17 protein-coding genes are annotated in these 16,131 nt (G+C 66.1%); 4 read left to right on the forward strand and 13 right to left on the reverse strand.

Annotation, left to right across the window (positions count from 1 at the left end; translation table 11 throughout):
• The first annotated feature begins 339 nt into the window (after window positions 1-339).
• Window positions 340-1,719 (forward strand): ATP-binding protein, encoded by a 1,380-nt coding sequence (locus tag ACIP5Y_RS26210; RefSeq protein ID WP_400353688.1) that lies wholly within the window; start codon window positions 340-342, stop codon window positions 1,717-1,719.
• A 201-nt stretch (window positions 1,720-1,920) separates the two neighbouring features.
• On the opposite strand, the gene ACIP5Y_RS26215 is transcribed toward ACIP5Y_RS26210, so the two are convergent.
• Window positions 1,921-3,390, reverse strand: a complete 1,470-nt coding sequence (locus ACIP5Y_RS26215; RefSeq protein ID WP_400353690.1) for an MFS transporter — start codon at window positions 3,388-3,390, stop codon at window positions 1,921-1,923.
• A gap of 150 nt (window positions 3,391-3,540) precedes the next feature.
• On the opposite strand from ACIP5Y_RS26215, the gene ACIP5Y_RS26220 reads away from it, so the two are divergent.
• The gene (locus ACIP5Y_RS26220) at window positions 3,541-4,107 is read left to right on the forward strand and encodes a TetR/AcrR family transcriptional regulator (RefSeq protein ID WP_400353692.1); all 567 of its coding nucleotides are present in this window, start codon (window positions 3,541-3,543) and stop codon (window positions 4,105-4,107) included.
• 87 nt (window positions 4,108-4,194) lie between these two features.
• Here the strand turns inward: ACIP5Y_RS26220 and ACIP5Y_RS26225 are convergent, their stop codons facing one another.
• Window positions 4,195-5,724: a glycosyltransferase family 39 protein gene (locus tag ACIP5Y_RS26225; RefSeq protein ID WP_400353694.1), complete on the reverse strand. Its 1,530-nt coding sequence runs from the start codon at window positions 5,722-5,724 to the stop codon at window positions 4,195-4,197.
• The gene (locus ACIP5Y_RS26230; protein WP_400353696.1) at window positions 5,721-6,455 is read right to left on the reverse strand and encodes a TetR/AcrR family transcriptional regulator; all 735 of its coding nucleotides are present in this window, start codon (window positions 6,453-6,455) and stop codon (window positions 5,721-5,723) included. The genes ACIP5Y_RS26225 and ACIP5Y_RS26230 overlap by 4 nt, the downstream gene beginning before the upstream one ends.
• Window positions 6,456-6,547: 92 nt before the next feature.
• Between ACIP5Y_RS26230 and lspA the strand changes: the two genes are divergently transcribed.
• Entirely contained in the window at window positions 6,548-7,084 is a 537-nt protein-coding gene (gene lspA / locus ACIP5Y_RS26235) for a signal peptidase II (protein WP_400353698.1), read from the forward strand.
• A 150-nt stretch (window positions 7,085-7,234) separates the two neighbouring features.
• Here the strand turns inward: lspA and ACIP5Y_RS26240 are convergent, their stop codons facing one another.
• The 6 genes from ACIP5Y_RS26240 to ACIP5Y_RS26265 all read right to left on the reverse strand — a co-directional run bounded on the left by ACIP5Y_RS26240 (window position 7,235) and on the right by ACIP5Y_RS26265 (window position 11,606).
• A complete protein-coding gene (locus tag ACIP5Y_RS26240) occupies window positions 7,235-8,350 on the reverse strand; it encodes an MAB_1171c family putative transporter (protein WP_400353700.1) in 1,116 nt (371 codons plus the stop codon).
• Window positions 8,341-8,892 carry a hypothetical protein gene (locus ACIP5Y_RS26245; protein WP_400353702.1) on the reverse strand — a complete coding sequence of 184 codons (552 nt, stop codon included), beginning with the start codon at window positions 8,890-8,892 and terminating at the stop codon, window positions 8,341-8,343. The genes ACIP5Y_RS26240 and ACIP5Y_RS26245 overlap by 10 nt, the downstream gene beginning before the upstream one ends.
• A 3-nt stretch (window positions 8,893-8,895) precedes the next feature.
• On the reverse strand, window positions 8,896-9,714 hold the full coding sequence (locus tag ACIP5Y_RS26250; protein ID WP_400353704.1) for an alpha/beta fold hydrolase: 819 nt from the start codon (window positions 9,712-9,714) through the stop codon (window positions 8,896-8,898).
• Window positions 9,711-10,133, reverse strand: a complete 423-nt coding sequence (locus ACIP5Y_RS26255; protein ID WP_400353706.1) for a hypothetical protein — start codon at window positions 10,131-10,133, stop codon at window positions 9,711-9,713. The genes ACIP5Y_RS26250 and ACIP5Y_RS26255 overlap by 4 nt, the downstream gene beginning before the upstream one ends.
• Before the next feature lie 35 nt (window positions 10,134-10,168).
• Window positions 10,169-10,903, reverse strand: a complete 735-nt coding sequence (locus ACIP5Y_RS26260) for a multiprotein-bridging factor 1 family protein (protein ID WP_400353707.1) — start codon at window positions 10,901-10,903, stop codon at window positions 10,169-10,171.
• Between the two features lie 223 nt (window positions 10,904-11,126).
• Window positions 11,127-11,606 (reverse strand): hypothetical protein, encoded by a 480-nt coding sequence (locus ACIP5Y_RS26265; protein ID WP_400353709.1) that lies wholly within the window; start codon window positions 11,604-11,606, stop codon window positions 11,127-11,129.
• A gap of 168 nt (window positions 11,607-11,774) precedes the next feature.
• Between ACIP5Y_RS26265 and ACIP5Y_RS26270 the strand changes: the two genes are divergently transcribed.
• Window positions 11,775-12,896 (forward strand): FAD-dependent oxidoreductase, encoded by a 1,122-nt coding sequence (locus tag ACIP5Y_RS26270; RefSeq protein WP_400353710.1) that lies wholly within the window; start codon window positions 11,775-11,777, stop codon window positions 12,894-12,896.
• A 108-nt stretch (window positions 12,897-13,004) separates the two neighbouring features.
• On the opposite strand, the gene ACIP5Y_RS26275 is transcribed toward ACIP5Y_RS26270, so the two are convergent.
• From ACIP5Y_RS26275 to ACIP5Y_RS26290, 4 genes are all read right to left on the reverse strand, one after another.
• Window positions 13,005-13,454, reverse strand: coding sequence for a hypothetical protein (locus ACIP5Y_RS26275; RefSeq protein ID WP_400353712.1), 450 nt, complete (start codon window positions 13,452-13,454; stop codon window positions 13,005-13,007).
• Between the two features lie 212 nt (window positions 13,455-13,666).
• A complete protein-coding gene (locus tag ACIP5Y_RS26280; RefSeq protein ID WP_400353714.1) occupies window positions 13,667-14,251 on the reverse strand; it encodes a GNAT family N-acetyltransferase in 585 nt (194 codons plus the stop codon).
• 54 nt (window positions 14,252-14,305) lie between these two features.
• Window positions 14,306-15,274 carry a hypothetical protein gene (locus ACIP5Y_RS26285; protein ID WP_400353715.1) on the reverse strand — a complete coding sequence of 323 codons (969 nt, stop codon included), beginning with the start codon at window positions 15,272-15,274 and terminating at the stop codon, window positions 14,306-14,308.
• A gap of 50 nt (window positions 15,275-15,324) precedes the next feature.
• Window positions 15,325-16,101, reverse strand: coding sequence for a hypothetical protein (locus tag ACIP5Y_RS26290; protein WP_400353717.1), 777 nt, complete (start codon window positions 16,099-16,101; stop codon window positions 15,325-15,327).
• Window positions 16,102-16,131 lie beyond the last annotated feature (30 nt).

Raw genomic sequence — 16,131 nt, forward strand, 5'->3', positions numbered from 1 at the left:
ACGTACCAGCCGCCGCACCCAGCGACGTCTTCACTTCTGCGCCAGACCCTTCGAAAGTACTGGCTCGTTAGAAGATCCACGTGCAGAGCGAGCCTCGGTTGGTTGTCTAGCTCGAGACGTGGACTGGCTGGGCTTCTCAGCCCGGTCTCAGTCCGGGTCGGCATACTTCCCGGTGTGTGCTCGGGGAGTGGACGATTAGGCGTCGATCCACGCCGTGACGCTGGTGGTTACGCCGCTTCAAGGGGTGGATGGGGCAGGGTTTTCGTGGATAGGTCCGTACCAGAATCGACGGTTATCGCCTCACTCGGTCGTCCGTTGAAGCGGCAGATCCGACCATCGATGCAGGTGATTCGGGCGGTGCCGCTGCGCTGGCGGGTAACGCTGTCTGTCGCCGCGGTGGTGTCCGTGGTCGTCGCCTTCGCATCCATCGCCGCCTATGAGATGGAAGCGCGCTCGCTGCGTTCCGATGTGGATTCGCAACTGCGCGAACGGGCCTCGCTGATGATCGACAACAACTTCGACAGCCTCGGCTTCCAGTCGATCGCGCTGGCGGGGCTGTACTCCAATGACGTCCGCGTAGCGTTGATCTTCCCGGACCTCACCCAGTACATGGTGCCGCAGAGCACGAACCCGCCCATCGGCACCCAAGAGCTGGCGGTGGCGCGTGGTGAAATCGGCTTCTCGCTCCGTACCGTCGACAATCAGCGAGTGCTGGCGCGGCGCACCCACTCCGGGTCCGCCCTGGTCGTCTCCCAGCGCCTGCAACCCTCCCCCGAGGTACTGGGCCGGCTGGCGTGGCTGCTGTTCGTGGTCGGCGGCTGCGGGGTGATGCTGGCCGCCGCGGCCGGAACCGCGGTGGGCCGCACCGGTTTGCGGCCCATCGCCCGCCTGACCACCGCCACCGAACGGGTGGCCCGCACCGACGACCTCACCCCGATACCCGTCACCGGCGACGACGAACAAGCAAGACTGACAGACAGTTTCAACACCATGCTGCGCGCCCTGGCCGAATCCCGGGACCGACAAGGCCGATTGGTGGCCGACGCCGGCCATGAGCTGAAGACCCCACTGACCTCCTTGCGCACCAATATGGAGCTGCTCATCGCTGCCTCCCGGTCAAGCGTGCCCCGGATGCCTGACGAGGATATGGCCGAGCTGCGCTCCGACGTCATGGCTCAGATCGAGGAGTTGTCCACGCTGGTGGGCGATCTGGTGGACCTGGCCCGCGAGGACGCGCCCGAGACGGTGTACGAGCAGGTCGACATCGCCGACGTGGCCGAACGCGCGCTGGAACGAGTTCGGCACCGCCACACCGGCATCGAGTTCGAGGCCACTATGCAGCCGTGGATCGTCCGCGGGGACGCGGCGGGCTTGGAACGTGCCCTGCTGAATGTGCTGGACAATGCCGCGAAGTGGAGCCCCGCTGCTGCGAAGGTGTTCGTGACCATGCGTGAGACCGGCCGCGGACTGCTCGAATTCGAGGTCGACGACGCCGGGCCGGGCATCCCACCCGCAGAGCGCGCGTTGGTGTTCGAACGCTTCTACCGGACCACCGAGTCACGGTCCATGCCCGGTTCAGGTCTGGGTCTGGCAATCGTGAAACAGGTGGTCACCAAGCACGGCGGGACGATCAGCATCGACGGTTCCGAACGCGACGGCACTTTGATCCGCATCGTCTTACCCGGAGAACCTGGCCGCTGGAACGAAGGAAGAACATAGTCGTTCTCCGATCAGAACGCGGAACCATCCATCAGCACTACCGAGCCGCTCGTCGCACCAAACGGCATCGGCCGAGCACGGATGAGTACGGCCAGTCATCTTCCGCGGCCTGCGCTGGCCGCTTGAGACAACACGGGTCGCGGAAGACAACGTGCATCCCGGCGGAGTGATCGACGAACAGGCCTGGCGAGCCGGTTGTTGTCAACGGCTGCTCGTGGATGCCACGTTCGACGTGATGACCGTATCTGGGTCGATGGAATGTTGCGGCGCTGCGGAGGCTTCCGCGGGCTTGGACCTCACCAGCCACAGGCCGGTGAACACGGCGGTGGCCAAGGTTATGGCGCCGGCCGCGACGAAGGCGCTGTCCAGGCCGGTTTCGAAGGAGGCGCCGCCGGATTGGCGGGCGCGGACGATGGCCCCGAGCACCGCCACACCGAGCACCGCGCCGATCTGCCGGGTTGTGCTGCTGATGCCTGATGCGAGGCCGCCTTCCTGCGGGCTGACTGCTTGGATGGCGGCTCCCGTCAGTGGGGACATGGTCAGGGCGAAGCCGATGCCGGCGACGCCCAGCCGCCACCACACGTTCTCGTAGCCGGTGTCGGCGTGCACCATGCCGAGCGCCAGCAGTCCCAGGCCGGCCAGGGCCAGACCCGTGGTTGCCACGATTCGGAAGCCGTACCGGGCGGCGAGCCGGCCCGCGTACGGGCTGACGATCACCATGGCGAGGGATACCGGCAGGGTCTGCAGGCCGGCGCGCAGGATCGAGCTGCCCTGGACGGACACGAAGAACTGGGAGAAGAAGAACGACGAACCCATGAGCGCGAACCCCACCACGATCATGGCGGTGTTGGACACGGTGAACAGGCGTTGCCGGAACAGCCGCAGCGGCAGCATCGGTGCGGAACGACGAGCTTCGACGGCGACGAAGGCGGCGAGGAGGATCACCGCGGTAGTGAAGCTGCCCAGGATTACCGGCGACGTCCAGCCGCGGGCACCACCCTCGATCAGCCCGTAGGTCAGCACCCCCACCCCCAGAACTGACAGCACCGTCCCCGGGATATCGATCGCGGGGGCGCTCGGATTGCGGGTCTCTTCCAGGCTGTACAGACCGACCAGCAGCAGGACCACGCCGATGGGCAGATTCACCAGGAAAATGGCGGGCCAGCCGAAGGCATCCGTCAGCACGCCGCCGGCCACCGGGCCCGCGGCCAGGCCGATTCCGCTGAATCCGGCCCACAGACCGATAGCTTTGATTCGTTCTTGCGGCACGGGATAGGCGGCGACGAGCAGGGCCAGCGAGGCAGGGCTCAGCGCCGCGGCCCCGATGCCCTGCAGCACCCGGCCGGCGACCAGCCAGCCGAGCGAGGGCGCGAGGCTGCACAGCACCGATGCGGCGGTGAACACCACCGCGCCGATCAGGTAGACCCGTTTGCGGCCGAACCGGTCGGCGAAGATGCCGCCCGACAGCAGCAGCATGGCGACCAGCAGCACGTACGCGTCGACGATCCATTGCAGACCCGTCAAGCCGGTGTGCAGCCGGTGCTGCATATCGGGCAGTGCTGCTCCGACGATCGTGTTGTCGAGCAGGACCATGAACTGGCCGAGACAGGTCACCGCGAGCAGCACGGCCCGGCTTGATCGATTGCCTACGGCCGCATGCGATGGAGTCACGGGGATTCCTCTCAATCGTTGGTCTCGCCCAGCCGAGGTTGACGCGGGTGGCGCACACCTGGGCGGGCTAAAGCAGCCAATGGCTGCGTTAGATGACTGTAAGGATGGCGCCTCACAAACGCAAGTCCTGACTGCGTTAAAGTGAAGGGTGTGAACGAGCGACAACGAGTCCGGCGACCTGGCGGCCGCGCCGCCCGCGTCGGCGCGGCGGTACACCAAGCCGTCACCGACCTGATCGGCGAGCGCGGCTACGGCAACTTCACCGTCGGTGAGATCGCAGCCCGCGCGGGCGTAGCCGACAGCAGCATCTACCGCCGGTGGGGCAACCTGGAAACTCTGCTCAGCGATGTGGCGCTCACCCGCCTCAACGCAGTGTCACCGATGCCCGACACCGGGAGCCTGGACGGCGACCTGCGCACGTACGCGGCCCAAGTGGCCCGCGAGATCACCGGACCCGACGGCCCGGCGGTGCTGCATCTAGCCGTCGCCCTGTCCAGCAACGGCGAGCAGGGCCTGCAGGCTAGTGAGAACCTTCGCGCCGAACGCACGCGGCAACTGCAGTCCATGCTCGATCGCGCCCGCGACCGCGGCGAGCACGCACCCGACGCGTTCGACGTGCTGGATCACATCCTGGCCCCGATGTACATCCGCGTCTTGTTCGGCATGGGCCCGCTTACCACGGACTACATCGACAGGCTGGTCGACCGATTACTGTGACCGCCGGCATTCGGCAATTCAGTGCGTTGTGGCAGATGCCTGGCTGTCCTGGTTGCTGAATGCGAGCACTGGGCCAGCCACCGGCTGTCAGTCGAGGTGTCGTAGGCCGGGCCAGAGTTGCGCCCAGGTGCCGTGTGGTTGGGTGCACAGGTAGATGGCGGCGTGCTGGGCGGTTTCCTGGTCGGTCAGGCCGGTCGGCAGCGTGATGGGTGCGATCTCGGTGACGTTGGACCAGAAGCGGTGCAGGTAGGTGATGTCCCATTGGCCCACGCACAGCACGGTGTCGGGAGTGCCCGGTGGCGGTCCCCAGAGCAGGTAGTTGTTGTGGCCACTGAGGACTTGCCGGTGCAGTCCCCTGGCGGGGCCGAGGATGGTTACCGCGCCGGCTTCGCCGTAGTTGCTGGCGAAGATAGGAGCATCGGCCGGTAATGGTGCTGCGGCGCGGGCGATCTGGTCAACGAATCGGGGCCAGCCGTAGGTTTCCATCGGCTGCGCGTTGATCGGCCGTAGTTCTGTCGATGCGCGTGGTCCGAGTACCGGCAATCCGATCACGAGCGCGATGATCGCGGTGGTGGCGACCGCGGCCGGCCAGCCGAATCGGCCGCGGGCGGTCGCGGCGGTTTCGACTCGTACCGCTCCGGCCGCGAACAGAGCGGCCAGTGCCGGGGCAGCGTAGTAGACCCGGCCGCCGCTGACGGTGAACAGCAGCACCACCGTGACCGTCGCGGCCAGGAGCCAGCGATGCTCGGACCCAGCTCGCGAAATCAGTTGGCGCACACCGGCATACCACAACACGATCAACGGCGGGCCGGCGAGCACCACCAGCAGTACCGGCACGTGGGTCAGCGCGCCCAGTGCACCGCCCTGCTGTTCGGCGAGTTCGCGAGCCATGCGCAGATTCGCCCACTGGTGTCGCATATCCCAGATGATGTTCGGTGCGGCGATCACGACGGCCGCCCCGCATGCCAGCCAGGGGCCGCGGCTGCGCAGCGCGTCGCGGCGAAACAACAGCACGCCGACCGCGATGCCGACCAGCAGCACCGCGAGGGTGTCCTTGGCCTGCAATCCGAGACCCGCCACCGTGCCCGCGGCGAGCCAGGCTCGCGTCGAACATCGCCGCAGCGCTCTGGCTGTCAGCACGAGCACGGCCACCCACACCAGCTGATCGACGACCGTCGTGCCGAAAAACAGTGCGGCGGAAACGAATACCGGGCATGCGGCGACCGCTGCCGCGGCCAGGATCTGGGCTCGCCGATGGCCGCCGAGTTCGGCCGTGAGCACCGATGCCAACAGGACGCACCCGATCTCGGCGGCGATCGCCAGCAGCCGCAGCGGCAGCACCCCGCCCGGAAGGTCGGCGGCCAACCGTGCCAGCAGCGGCACCAGTGGCGGCTGATCGACATACCCCCAGTCCAGGTGCCGACCGGAAATGACGTAGTAGAACTCATCGCGATGCCAGCCGAAGCGAGTGGCCACCAGCAGATGCACCATCGCCGTCACCGCGGCTACCCCGAGCACCGGGCGCCAGGCCACCGCTGGGCGACCGTACGGACGCTGCTCGAACCGAGGTGACGGGACCGGACTGTACTGTGCTGCCGCAGGGTCGATTTCGGTCATCGGTGTCGCCTCCCCCGTGTCGCCGGCCCGGGCTGGGCGGCCGGGACGAACGCGGCCATCAGCAGATGGCGGACTGTGGTGCGGCTGCTCAGGTCGCCGAGCATCGCCGAGTCGGGATCGCCGTGGCGGTGCATGGCGAACCAGGCGATCGTCTCCACCACGAACCTGGCCGCCGCCCCGACGTCGGGAACCGGCTGCAGTCGGCGCGCGTGGATTCGCGATTGCAAGAACTCCCCCAGCTGCTCGAGCATTGCCCGGCGCCGCTGCACGAAATACGTCTGGGCCAGCTCGGGCAACTCGCTCGCACACCACTCGACAAGGTCGAGGACCTGTCGGTTGCGATCGATGAATTCGTATAGCTCGTCGATGATTTCGCCGAGCTCCTGCTCGACCGGTCGATCCGACAGACGGGCGGCGGACTGCGCGAGGATCGGCAAGCCGGCCTGATCGGCAATCCAGGAATCGAACATCTCGGTAAGCCGATGCGGCGCAACGGCGGCCACGGGCAACGTGAGAATGTCGACCTCGCCGGGCCGCAGCGCCCGCAGCAGAGCAAGGTGCAGCAGAGCCTGTTTGCTCTCGACATAGGTATACAGCGCGCCGTGGCTGAGCCCGAGGGCCGCGGCTACGTCGGATATCCCGGCCGAGCGGAATCCCTTGTCCGCGAACACTTGACACGCCGCATCAGCGATATCGGCCAACGGCCGCGCTGCCACACGCCCACGCATCATCTCACCCCATGATTGACTGACTTGGTCAGTCAATCATGGCCCGGCGTGCTGTAATCGGTCAACCTTCGGTGGGCGATAGTGAGGAGGCGCCGGTGGCAGCAGTGGACGAGACACCGAGTAGCGCGGGTTCGGGCGGCAAACAGGTTCGGCTGCTGCGGATCGTGGCCGTGGTCGTTTATCTGATCGATCTGGCGAGCAAAGCGGCGGTGGTAGCCGAACTGGAGGGGCGGCCCGCGGTGCCGGTGTTCGGCACCTGGATGCAACTGCGAGTCCAGCGCAATCCCGGTGCGGCATTCGGTATCGGCTCGGCAGCCACCATCGTGTTTTCTGTACTCGCGGTAGTCGTGGCTGTTGTCGTGGTGCGGTTGTCGCGCCGGTTGACCAGCCGATCGTGGGCACTGGCGCTGGGACTGCTGCTCGGCGGAGCGCTCGGCAACCTCACCGACCGAGTGTTCCGCTCTCCGGGCGACCTGTCCGGCGCGGTGGTCGACTTCATCGCCGTCCGCGGCTTCAGCGTCATGAACCTCGCCGACTGGGCGATCAGCTGCGGCGCCGTCCTAGCGATCTGGGCATCTACCCAAGCGCGCCGACCTGTCGGTAAACGCGATCATCTCGAACAGTCGGCGTGAACAGCCGTGGCCCAGTCGACTCGCGGATCGGACAGAGCGGCGTCGGACCACGGCAGCGAACCTCACCCGACTCGGGGGCTTCCGCGTCATCGGCCGGATTGGCCGATTCGGCGCGACGATCGCATTGCTCGGGCAGAGCTCTGCCACCGCTCACAGCGCGCGAGAGAGCGCGATGATGGCTCGAGTATCGCCTTCCATGCCCGGTTCCTGGGGTGGGGCGATGATCGTGGGGTGGGTGGGGGCGGTGGCATCGGCGCGGCGTTCGATGGCCACGCGGACCAGCGCTGCCTGTTCTGCCGGGGTGTGGGTGGAAAGTACGGAGACCGACATGTAGGGGCTCAGGCAGACGAGCCCATCACGGCACTCGATCACACGCCGGTAGTAGCGCATACGCATCCGGCGGACAGTGAACCAGTCGCGTCGTGGGCTGCGGCCGGGAAGCAGGGCGATGGTGGGAAACTCGCGGTACAAGATCTCCCACAGTGGCCGGAGTTCCTGGTAGCGACGCTTGGCCTGCACCCACAGGCGGATCTTGACGATCGCGGTGCGAGCACCGGGATAACCGACGCCGAGGAAGAACAGGGCCACGCCCGCCGCGAGCAGACCGGGTGTCCAGGTCGCTGTGGCGGGCAGGATGGGTGCGTCGATGGTGAGGCGCCCGGTCTCGGCGACCACTCGGGGTACGTGGTTGCCGAGACATGCAATGGCCAGCCCGACGGCGGCGACCCGAAGCCCCTTGCGGGTGTGGGCGAGGGCGTGCCGTGCCGCCGTCCACGCGAGGTAGGCGCCGCATGCGGTGGCGTAGGCCATGAACAGGTTGCCGACCAGGTGGAAGACGAGCACTCCGGCCGGCCCGGACGCCTCCGTGTAGTCCCCGTAGTTGGCGCTCGAACTCGACGGGTCGGTGATCACGAAGGTGATGACCAGGATGGCACCGGCCGCGATCGCCAAACCGAGGTCGGCGAGGAAGGGACGGCGAGAGATGTCGAACCGTCCTCCCGTCGTGCGCAACAAACCCAGCAGCAGCACGAAGAAGAAGTTGAGCAGGATGAACTCGATCAGTACCGGCGTTTGCCGAGGGAAGTGGGTGCCCGGCAGGGCGACCACCAGCTGGGCGGTGAGCGCGGCGAGCACGAGCACCGTGCACGTGGTGACGATCTGCAAGCCGCGATCGTGAGGGATCCTGGCCAGTTGCGATCCTTTCCACGCCGCCGCCATGGCCGCCGCACACCACATGATCCCCAGCACGATCATCGCTATAGCCATCCCTGGTGAGCGTCGAACGCGCCACCGAGCCGTCGGCCCGCCGCAGTCGTGGGCCGGCTTCCGGCACCGAGCTCGTCGAGCAGGACAGCCCATTCCTTGATCACGGTGGCTACCATCTCCGCCTCGCGTTCAGCGACGACGCCGTAGCCTTCCCGGCGCAGCATGCGCTGCACGACGCGGGTGGGGATGTCGGGGAAGATCTGCCCCCACAGGTCGTCGTCATCCTCGTCGCCGCCGTGTTCGCTGATGATGTGGCCGAGTTCGTGCAGGATGATGTGTTCCTGGTGCGCCGGGGTCGTGTCGCGCTGGTAGAGCACGTAATCATCGGTGTGCGTGCCGATCCACAGCCCGAAGGCACCGGGGGTCGGCAGCGGGTAGGGAACGAGTTTGATCGTCCTGCCCCGGTGCTCAGACAGCCGCTCGCACAGCAAGCGCACATCGAGGGGAGCACCGATGTCGAGTTGCCGGAGCAACTGCTTCACGCCTCGGCGTAGGTGCGCTTCGCTACGCCAGTGCCGGCGACCGGTGTTCTCGGCGCGCACCGGTCACCTCCGGACCCCGGCGAGTTTGCTGATTGCCGCCGCGGTGCTGCGCGGGTGAGTTGCGGGGGCTTCGTGGCCGCCATCGATGCGCACGAACTCGACGCCGAGGTCCCCGGCGAGTGTGCGGGCGCAGCGATACTCCCAGCGTTCGCTGCCGCCGGTTCCGCCGGTCAGGGTGATGGGAACCTTCGCGGTGACAGGGCGGAGCCGATCGGCGTCGACACCGCTGGTGCGCACCGCCGGAAAGTCATGGGCGAAGAACCGGGTCAGTGTGGCGTTGATATCCCCGCGCGGTCGGCCCGGCATGGCGCCGGGTTCGAGTTCGGGCTGTTCGCCCGCGAGGCCGGCCATGTGGCGGATAGCCGCGCGCACGTCGGTGCGAGCGAGTTCGGCCACGTGGTCGAGTTCGCGTTCGCGATCCGGTTCACGCAGCACGTCCGGCAAGGGCGGTTCGTGCGCTATCAGCGCGGACACCAGGTCTGGGTGATCGACGGCCAGTTGGAGCGCGATCACCGCGCCGATGCTGGCACCCACCACGACGGCTGGTTCCCCGGCGACTGCCGTCAGCAGCGCGGCGACGTCGGCGGCGTGAAGGCCGATCGTGGTGGTCGATGTGTCGTCCACGGTGGAGCGGCCCAGTCCGCGCCGGTCGTAGGTGATTACGCGCGCACCGTCACCGACAAGCTGCTCGACCAACTGCCCGGTGGCGTTGGCGTCGCCGATCCCGCCTTGAATCAGCAAGACATCCCAGCCGGTTCCCTGGACCTCGTAGTACAGCGAGCCGCCCGGTACCGGCACCGTCCCGGAATGAGAGTCGGTCAAGTCGTCTTCTCCTTGTCTGGCTTGGAATCCAACGGTGACGGCGTCAACGCCTTCTCGTCGAGGTATTCAAGGTAGCGCGTCAATACGTGTAACGCGTTGTCGTCCAGGTGATCCGAATTCGGACGAAGGGCAATGAACGGAATTCCTTTGTCGCGCTGCATGATCAGCAAACTCAGCTGCAAGAACATACTGTAGTACTGCTCGGGTTCGTCGGAAAGGAAGCTCTCCGGCATATCGAAGTAGCCCGCCAGTCCACCGAGCAGGCTGTCGCTGGGTCTCCGCGCCCCCGGGCGCCGAAGGGCCTCGATATCCTCCTCGGCCACCTGGCGACCCATGGATTTCGAAAGAGCCTGAGCCACAGTCAGTGTGCTAACCTCGCCACCATCGTTGTCAATGATGGTGGCGAACAGTAGGTTCACCCGCTCCTCCAACGGGACGACTCCGCTGCTCGGACTCAACCGCCTTCTCCCTCAATCAGACTGATCCGGTTCAGCTTAGACCGCCACCGTCTGAAGAAGCTGTCGACGAGGATCGGATCCAAGTCTGTTGCAGTGCCTGCGAGCCAGCGCCGGTACTGCTGGTTCTCCCGTTCGACACCTGTGGCCGTCGGTGGCGACGCCAGCACCGCACCGATGAGTCTCTCGATGTTCTTGGGCAGTGCGTTACCCGGACCTCCCGCCCGCTCCAGCACTTCGGTTGCCTGCGCGGCCGCGAGCCTGCCGACGGCGACTCCGAGTTGCGCCTTCACCGCTTGTGCCGCTTCCCGAGCCGCATCGGGGAGATCGGCGCGGTCACAGAGCTGGAAGCAACGATCCGCGGCGGCGATCAGTGCATCCACGAGTTCGACATCGAGCTCCACCGCGCGGAAGTCGAGCGGATCGTGTTCACCTCTTCCTGGAGGCTGCGATCCGCGACCATCCGCTACCGAGGACTGTTCACCCAGTTTCATCGGGTCGCCGCCGTGGAGCGCTCTCGCTGCGCTGCCTTCGGTCCATCGCAGGCCGACGTCGAGCAGGCGCAGCGTTGCCGGACTCGGCGGTGCGGTACTCGACTGCGGGTTCTCGATCCGTGCCATCGTCGCGACGGAAGGTCCGCTGGCCATGCGCACGTCCGGCCGCGAGAGCCCGAGCTCCTCGCGCCTTTCGGCCACAATCCGACCGAACCGCTCCTGCAGTTCCTGCGTCACCACGGGCCAAACCTTATGCGTCCCATCCTCGATGATCTTCCCTCCCACCCTCGGCTTCACAACAACGACGTCACCTACCACTCACAGAACCCTCAGCCTGAGCCGAAAAGTACTCACTGTCCACTCAATTGGGACTCATGATATGTTTACAGCACCTCAAAACGGTAGACGGTGAGTGAAGTCCGGTGCACTGTTCCGCGACGAGGTGGCCGAGGAAATGAGCAGTTCACCGGCCATCCGAGTGGGTGTCGTCCGAAGGGGGGTCGACACCCCACGGCTGGCCGGTGAGCGACCATCCCAGGATGGCGGGTGCGGAATCGGCTTTCTCACAATGCTTCTGAATGGGTTGCATTGCAGGCAGGACGTACCCGTAAGATCTTGTGCGGGCCAGCTGTTCACCCCCCAACAGAATTGGCCCATAACGGTGGTCATTCGGGTCTTGCGAGTCGCTGACCGCGTTCTTTGTCGATGTCGCCGGGCAACTCCCCCCTTCGCCCGGCGACATCGCATCGCCGTAGCTCCGGAACGAATCCTCAACGAGCACAAACCCGTTCGCTGGGCCGCATGGCATCGGAACCTCGGTGAGCTTGCCGTCGTAGGTCATCCAAAGGCCGAAGCAGCTGTCTTCTTCATCGTGAATGGTCAAGTGGTGCATGACATGTTCGGCATCTCGGGCGAGAACGATGACCTCAGCGAATCTGCTCACTTGCCCGATTCTCCACCGCGATTCCCACCGGATCTGTTCGGCGACAGCGGTGTGCAAGGTCGACGCAAGCCGTCTCTCGCAAGGTGCAGGCATGAGGCTAGATCGTTCAGTAATCGCCGGTCTCCGACTCGTCGGTGGTCGGCTCGTATGGACAGCAGGCGGTGTGGAATGCGGGTAGCGATCGTCGGAGCCGGCCTGGGTGGACTCGGACTTGCCCAGCGGCTACTCCGCGAAGGATTCGACACAACGATCTATGAGCGCGACAACGGAATCACGGCGCGTTGTCAGGGTTACCGGATCGGTTTCGAAGGACCGGGTTTGGCCGCGCTGCGACGAGCCGTGCCGACTCGGCTGCACCCGTTGCTGGACGCGGTAAGTGGGCTCGTCGGTGGGACCGGCAGGGTGGTGGACCCGTGGCTGAACCAGATCAGCGAAATCGAGCCTCGTGACGAGGGCCGCATGTTCGACCGAAACGTATTGCGGCACCTGTTGTTCAGCGATGTGGCCGGACATGTTCGGTTCGGGATGAAGCTCGATCGCTATCAGGAGCTGCCGGACGGCCGGGTACGACTGCATTTCGCCGATGGCACGATCACGATCGCGGATGTCGTCGTCGGTGCCGACGGCATGGGATCGACGGTCCGCAGACAGTTGCTGCCCGCAATCCAGGTGCACGAACTGCCGACGTACGGGGCGATCGGGCGTACTCCGATGAACGATCGGTTCGCTGCGTTGATTCCGGGCTGGAGCACGATCGTCACCACTCGCGACGTGCAACTGATGCTGGGCAAGATGGTGTTCCGACGCCCACCTGCCGAGGCGGCCGCCCAGCTTGCGCCCGACGTGACCTTGCCCGACACACCCAGCTATGTGCGCTGGGTGCTCATGCTGCCGGGTGCGGTACCGCAGAACACCGCACTTGCACCGGTCCTCGATCTGATCCACGACTGGGATACCGACCTGCGGGAACTGCTTCGACAAGCGGACGTGGCCAACAGCGAGATCGGACCGATCCGGGAAGGCGACCCGGTGCACCCGTGGCCGACACGGGCAGTGACACTGCTCGGTGATGCCGCGCACCCGGCGCCGCCAGGCGGACTCGGCGCCAATCTCGCGTTGATGGACGGTGAGCTGTTGTGCCACAAGCTGATCGATGTCCGCGACGGAGGCACCGACCTGATCCCAGCCTTGAGTGCCTACGAATCGACCATGTGCGACAACGCCGCGCTCGGTCGCGCCACTGCGGCAAAGGCATTCGCGACCTTCGCCGAACTACGCGACAGGTCCTGATACGAACCCAGGATCCGCGACAACCGATCGGCGGATTGATACACGCACATCAGCATGAGCACTCACTCGCCTTAGCTGTAGCCAGGCATCTTGCGTGGCGCGTGGCGGCTACGCGGTAATCGCGGCGACTGGGTCGTGGAGTTGGGCGATCAACTCCAGCACGACGGGCGGCGCGGCGGTGAGATCACCGTCGATTCGAAGTTTGCCACTGGCTGTCGCGAGTTGGCGCTGGTGTTGAGAGGCGGCGATGGCTTCAGGGTTGCCTGCCCACATGCGCCGCGAAAGCTCTTGGTGCGTCGCATAATCGGCGACGACGCGAAGATCGGCGTCGTCGACGGATCCTTCGTGGACCTCGACGTTGTTGCCGCGGATGCGGAGGTACCAGCTGAGTGTGCCGGCGGCTGTATTGGCCCGGCCGGGTGGTGGGCTCGCGAGGTCCTCGCAGATGACGTAGTCAAGAGAGCCGAGGTCCTGGCCTTGCAGCAGGTCGGCGACAATCAACCTCACGGCGTCGAGCCATTCGGGGCTCACGTATTCGTACACGTCTATGGATTCCACTTAACGGATGGTTCCACGGGTCGGTGGGCTGATCTTGCGGTGGTTTGTGAAGGCGTCGGGCATCGTTTGCGAAGTCAGTTTGGTTGGGGCGGCACAATTTCCGTCACGGCGTGGACGGGGCCGCATGTCCGACGAAGATGACCGGACGGTCGCACTGGCCGGTTCGGTCAGCGCGACCAGCGGCAGTTCAGTGCGTTGGTGCGAGATCAACGCTACGAGTGTGTAATGGGGCCGTTCTTGACCCAGCACATTTCCTCGCCGGATTCGGCGGGGGTGCACCTTTCGCGTGGCTTGGTTCGGTCGAGTTGGTATCCGAGCCGCCGCGGAACCGCCGCGCTGCGACGATTGGCTGCGTCGCAGTGGATTTCAATGCGATCGATCCCGGGCAGCTTCAGCGCTGTCTCGGTCAATGCTGCTACCGCACGGGTGATGATGCCGCGACCGGAGTGCGCGACATGGCACCAGTAGCCAAGTTCCACAGCGGCGGAGCCGAGACGATCGTGCACAGTGATGCCGCCGAGGACATTGCCGGCAGTGTCGAAGATGCCGTAGCGGTAGTCGCCGTCGGCGTTGGGCCAGTCCGAAACGATGCCACTGTAGGCACGTTGGCCCTCGATGGTCGCGAGTTCGGCGATGCCATCCATCCACGCGCTCAGGTGCTCGAGCGAGGTAAGCATCGCCTCCCAGCGCGGCACGAGGTCCTTTGGTTGCCATCGACGCAACAGCAGATCACCCAGTTCGATCCGTTCCGGTGGTGTGATCCCGGGCTTAATGGCAGCCGACCGTCCTTTCCGCATGCCAGGATCGTGGCCACTGTCCTGGTACAGCCGCAAGCGTTTCGGTCTGTGCGATCAGCGGGGCGGGTTCAGGCGGTTTGCGGCCGAGGGAGTGGAGGCGGCAGCGATTATGGTCAAGATCAGCACGGTGATGAGTTCCAGGGTGTCCCACGTGATCGGTTGCGTGAGTTCGGCTTCGGCGAGGATCGGCGCGATCGTCGCAGGGTCGGGTTCGGGGCCTATCGGGGCCATGGGTGCGGACGCGGGAACGGGTGACGGTGCGCCGGGCGCCGCGGCGGATGGCGACGGGATGGTGAGCGGGATTCCGGGAGTCGGCGGGGCAACCGGCACGGCCAGTAGGCATAGGAGCAGAGCGCTGCCGGTAAGCGCGCTGCCCACTGCGGCACTCCCGAGACCGGAACCTGTCAGGGCCGACCCGGTGGCTCCGGAATAGGTGACTGCGGCCGAGCCGGTGGCCGCTACTGCGGAACCGAGCAGTGCGGGTATCGCTGAGCCGGTCATGGCAGAGCCGGCCGAGCCGAGCAGTGCGGCCGTCGCGGAGCCGATCATTTCTGCGGTAGCCGAGCCGGTCACCGCCGGAGCCGCCGACCCCAGCAATCCGGGTACGGCCGAGCCCAATCCCCAACCGGCCGAACCCGGAACGAGCAGCGCCGACCCGAGCAGGCCGCTGCCGGTGGCCGAGCCGAGCAGAAGCGCCGAGCCGCCCGCCGCCGCGACGCCGCCGCACGCGGCCAGCAGTGCGCCCTCGTCGAGGCCGAGCGCGATCGGACCGTTGGAGATCGGAGCTGCGGTGGGTTCGAGAGTTCCACCGGTGCTTCCGGTTTCGAGCAGTGATAGAGAGAATGGTGTCGGTCCCAGCGCGAGCGGGCTTGCCGGTGCGGCGCTGCCGCTGTCGGGGGCCGGCGGTGCCGTACTCCCGGTCGCGATATCGCCGATGAACGGCGGAGCCGGCGCCACCGAGTCGGCGGCAGCCTCTCCCCCGGACAGCACCGCCGCCGGTAGGAACGCACCCGTTATCACCAAACCCGCTGCAATCCTGAGTATTCGACGATTGCGGCGAAGCTGCGGCGGCTTCATTCTGTGCTGATGCCGGGCATGTCCCGGCATTCGGACCGGGCGTAGACGAACGCGTCGTTCGAGATGCCGAGAACGCTGGAGTACGGCCGCTCCATGTCGTGCAGCGCCAACAGCGCCGAACCGACCACGACGCCGAGCAGTGCGGTCATCGCGACGCTGCGCCGGGTGAAGGCGATGCCGGACAGGGCGGGGTTCAGCAGCACCAGCGCCGCGCCGAAACACACTGTGATGTAGAGGAATTCGGGGATATCGCGGTTCTGGTCGAGGGCGCGGTCGTGGCGGGCGTGGGCGACCTGATCGAGTCCTGCCAGCGCTCGTGATCGTGCATCGGTGACGACAGAATCCGGGGAGCGCAGCGATGCCACCGTGCCGCGCAGCGCGAGGAGTGTGCTGTCGGCGGGGTCGCTGAGCCGGCTCTGATGCTGCATCATCGGCCACTCGGTGTCGAGCACCTGACCTACGTAGTTCCGCACCTGATCCTGTATCCGCTGCTGGTCCGGCGTAGGCAGGACGGCGGCGGCGCGATAGGTGTCGAGCAGGCCCTTCGCCTCGGTGACGGTGTGGTCGTGGGCGCTCTGGTGTGCTTGCCAGCAGACCACGAAGACGAAGGCGACCACCGCGGTGAAGAAGGTCTTGGCCAGGTCGAGGGGCAGTGTGCCCGAGGATTCATCGCTGATTCGCCGCGAGGATTTCGGTCGCAGCCGGTCTCCGACGAGGAAGAGCACCACCGTGATCGCCGCCGCGCAGCAGGCAACGAGCAACTCTTGAGTCATCTGATTCCGTTCCCGGTCAACGTCGTTGGA

The organism is Nocardia sp. NPDC088792, assembly GCF_044750615.1.
In the GTDB taxonomy this organism is placed as follows: domain Bacteria; phylum Actinomycetota; class Actinomycetes; order Mycobacteriales; family Mycobacteriaceae; genus Nocardia.

Bases quoted from the DNA above. Each gene is read 5' to 3' on its own strand.
- ACIP5Y_RS26210 (WP_400353688.1), top strand. From the start codon at position 340: ATGCAGGTGATTCGGGCGGTGCCGCTGCGCTGGCGGGTAACGCTGTCT.
- ACIP5Y_RS26225 (WP_400353694.1), bottom strand. From the start codon at position 5,724: ATGACCGAAATCGACCCTGCGGCAGCACAGTACAGTCCGGTCCCGTCA.
- ACIP5Y_RS26230 (WP_400353696.1), bottom strand. From the start codon at position 6,455: ATGATGCGTGGGCGTGTGGCAGCGCGGCCGTTGGCCGATATCGCTGAT.
- ACIP5Y_RS26240 (WP_400353700.1), bottom strand. From the start codon at position 8,350: ATGGCTATAGCGATGATCGTGCTGGGGATCATGTGGTGTGCGGCGGCC.
- ACIP5Y_RS26270 (WP_400353710.1), top strand. From the start codon at position 11,775: ATGCGGGTAGCGATCGTCGGAGCCGGCCTGGGTGGACTCGGACTTGCC.
- ACIP5Y_RS26280 (WP_400353714.1), bottom strand. From the start codon at position 14,251: ATGCGGAAAGGACGGTCGGCTGCCATTAAGCCCGGGATCACACCACCG.
- ACIP5Y_RS26290 (WP_400353717.1), bottom strand. From the start codon at position 16,101: ATGACTCAAGAGTTGCTCGTTGCCTGCTGCGCGGCGGCGATCACGGTG.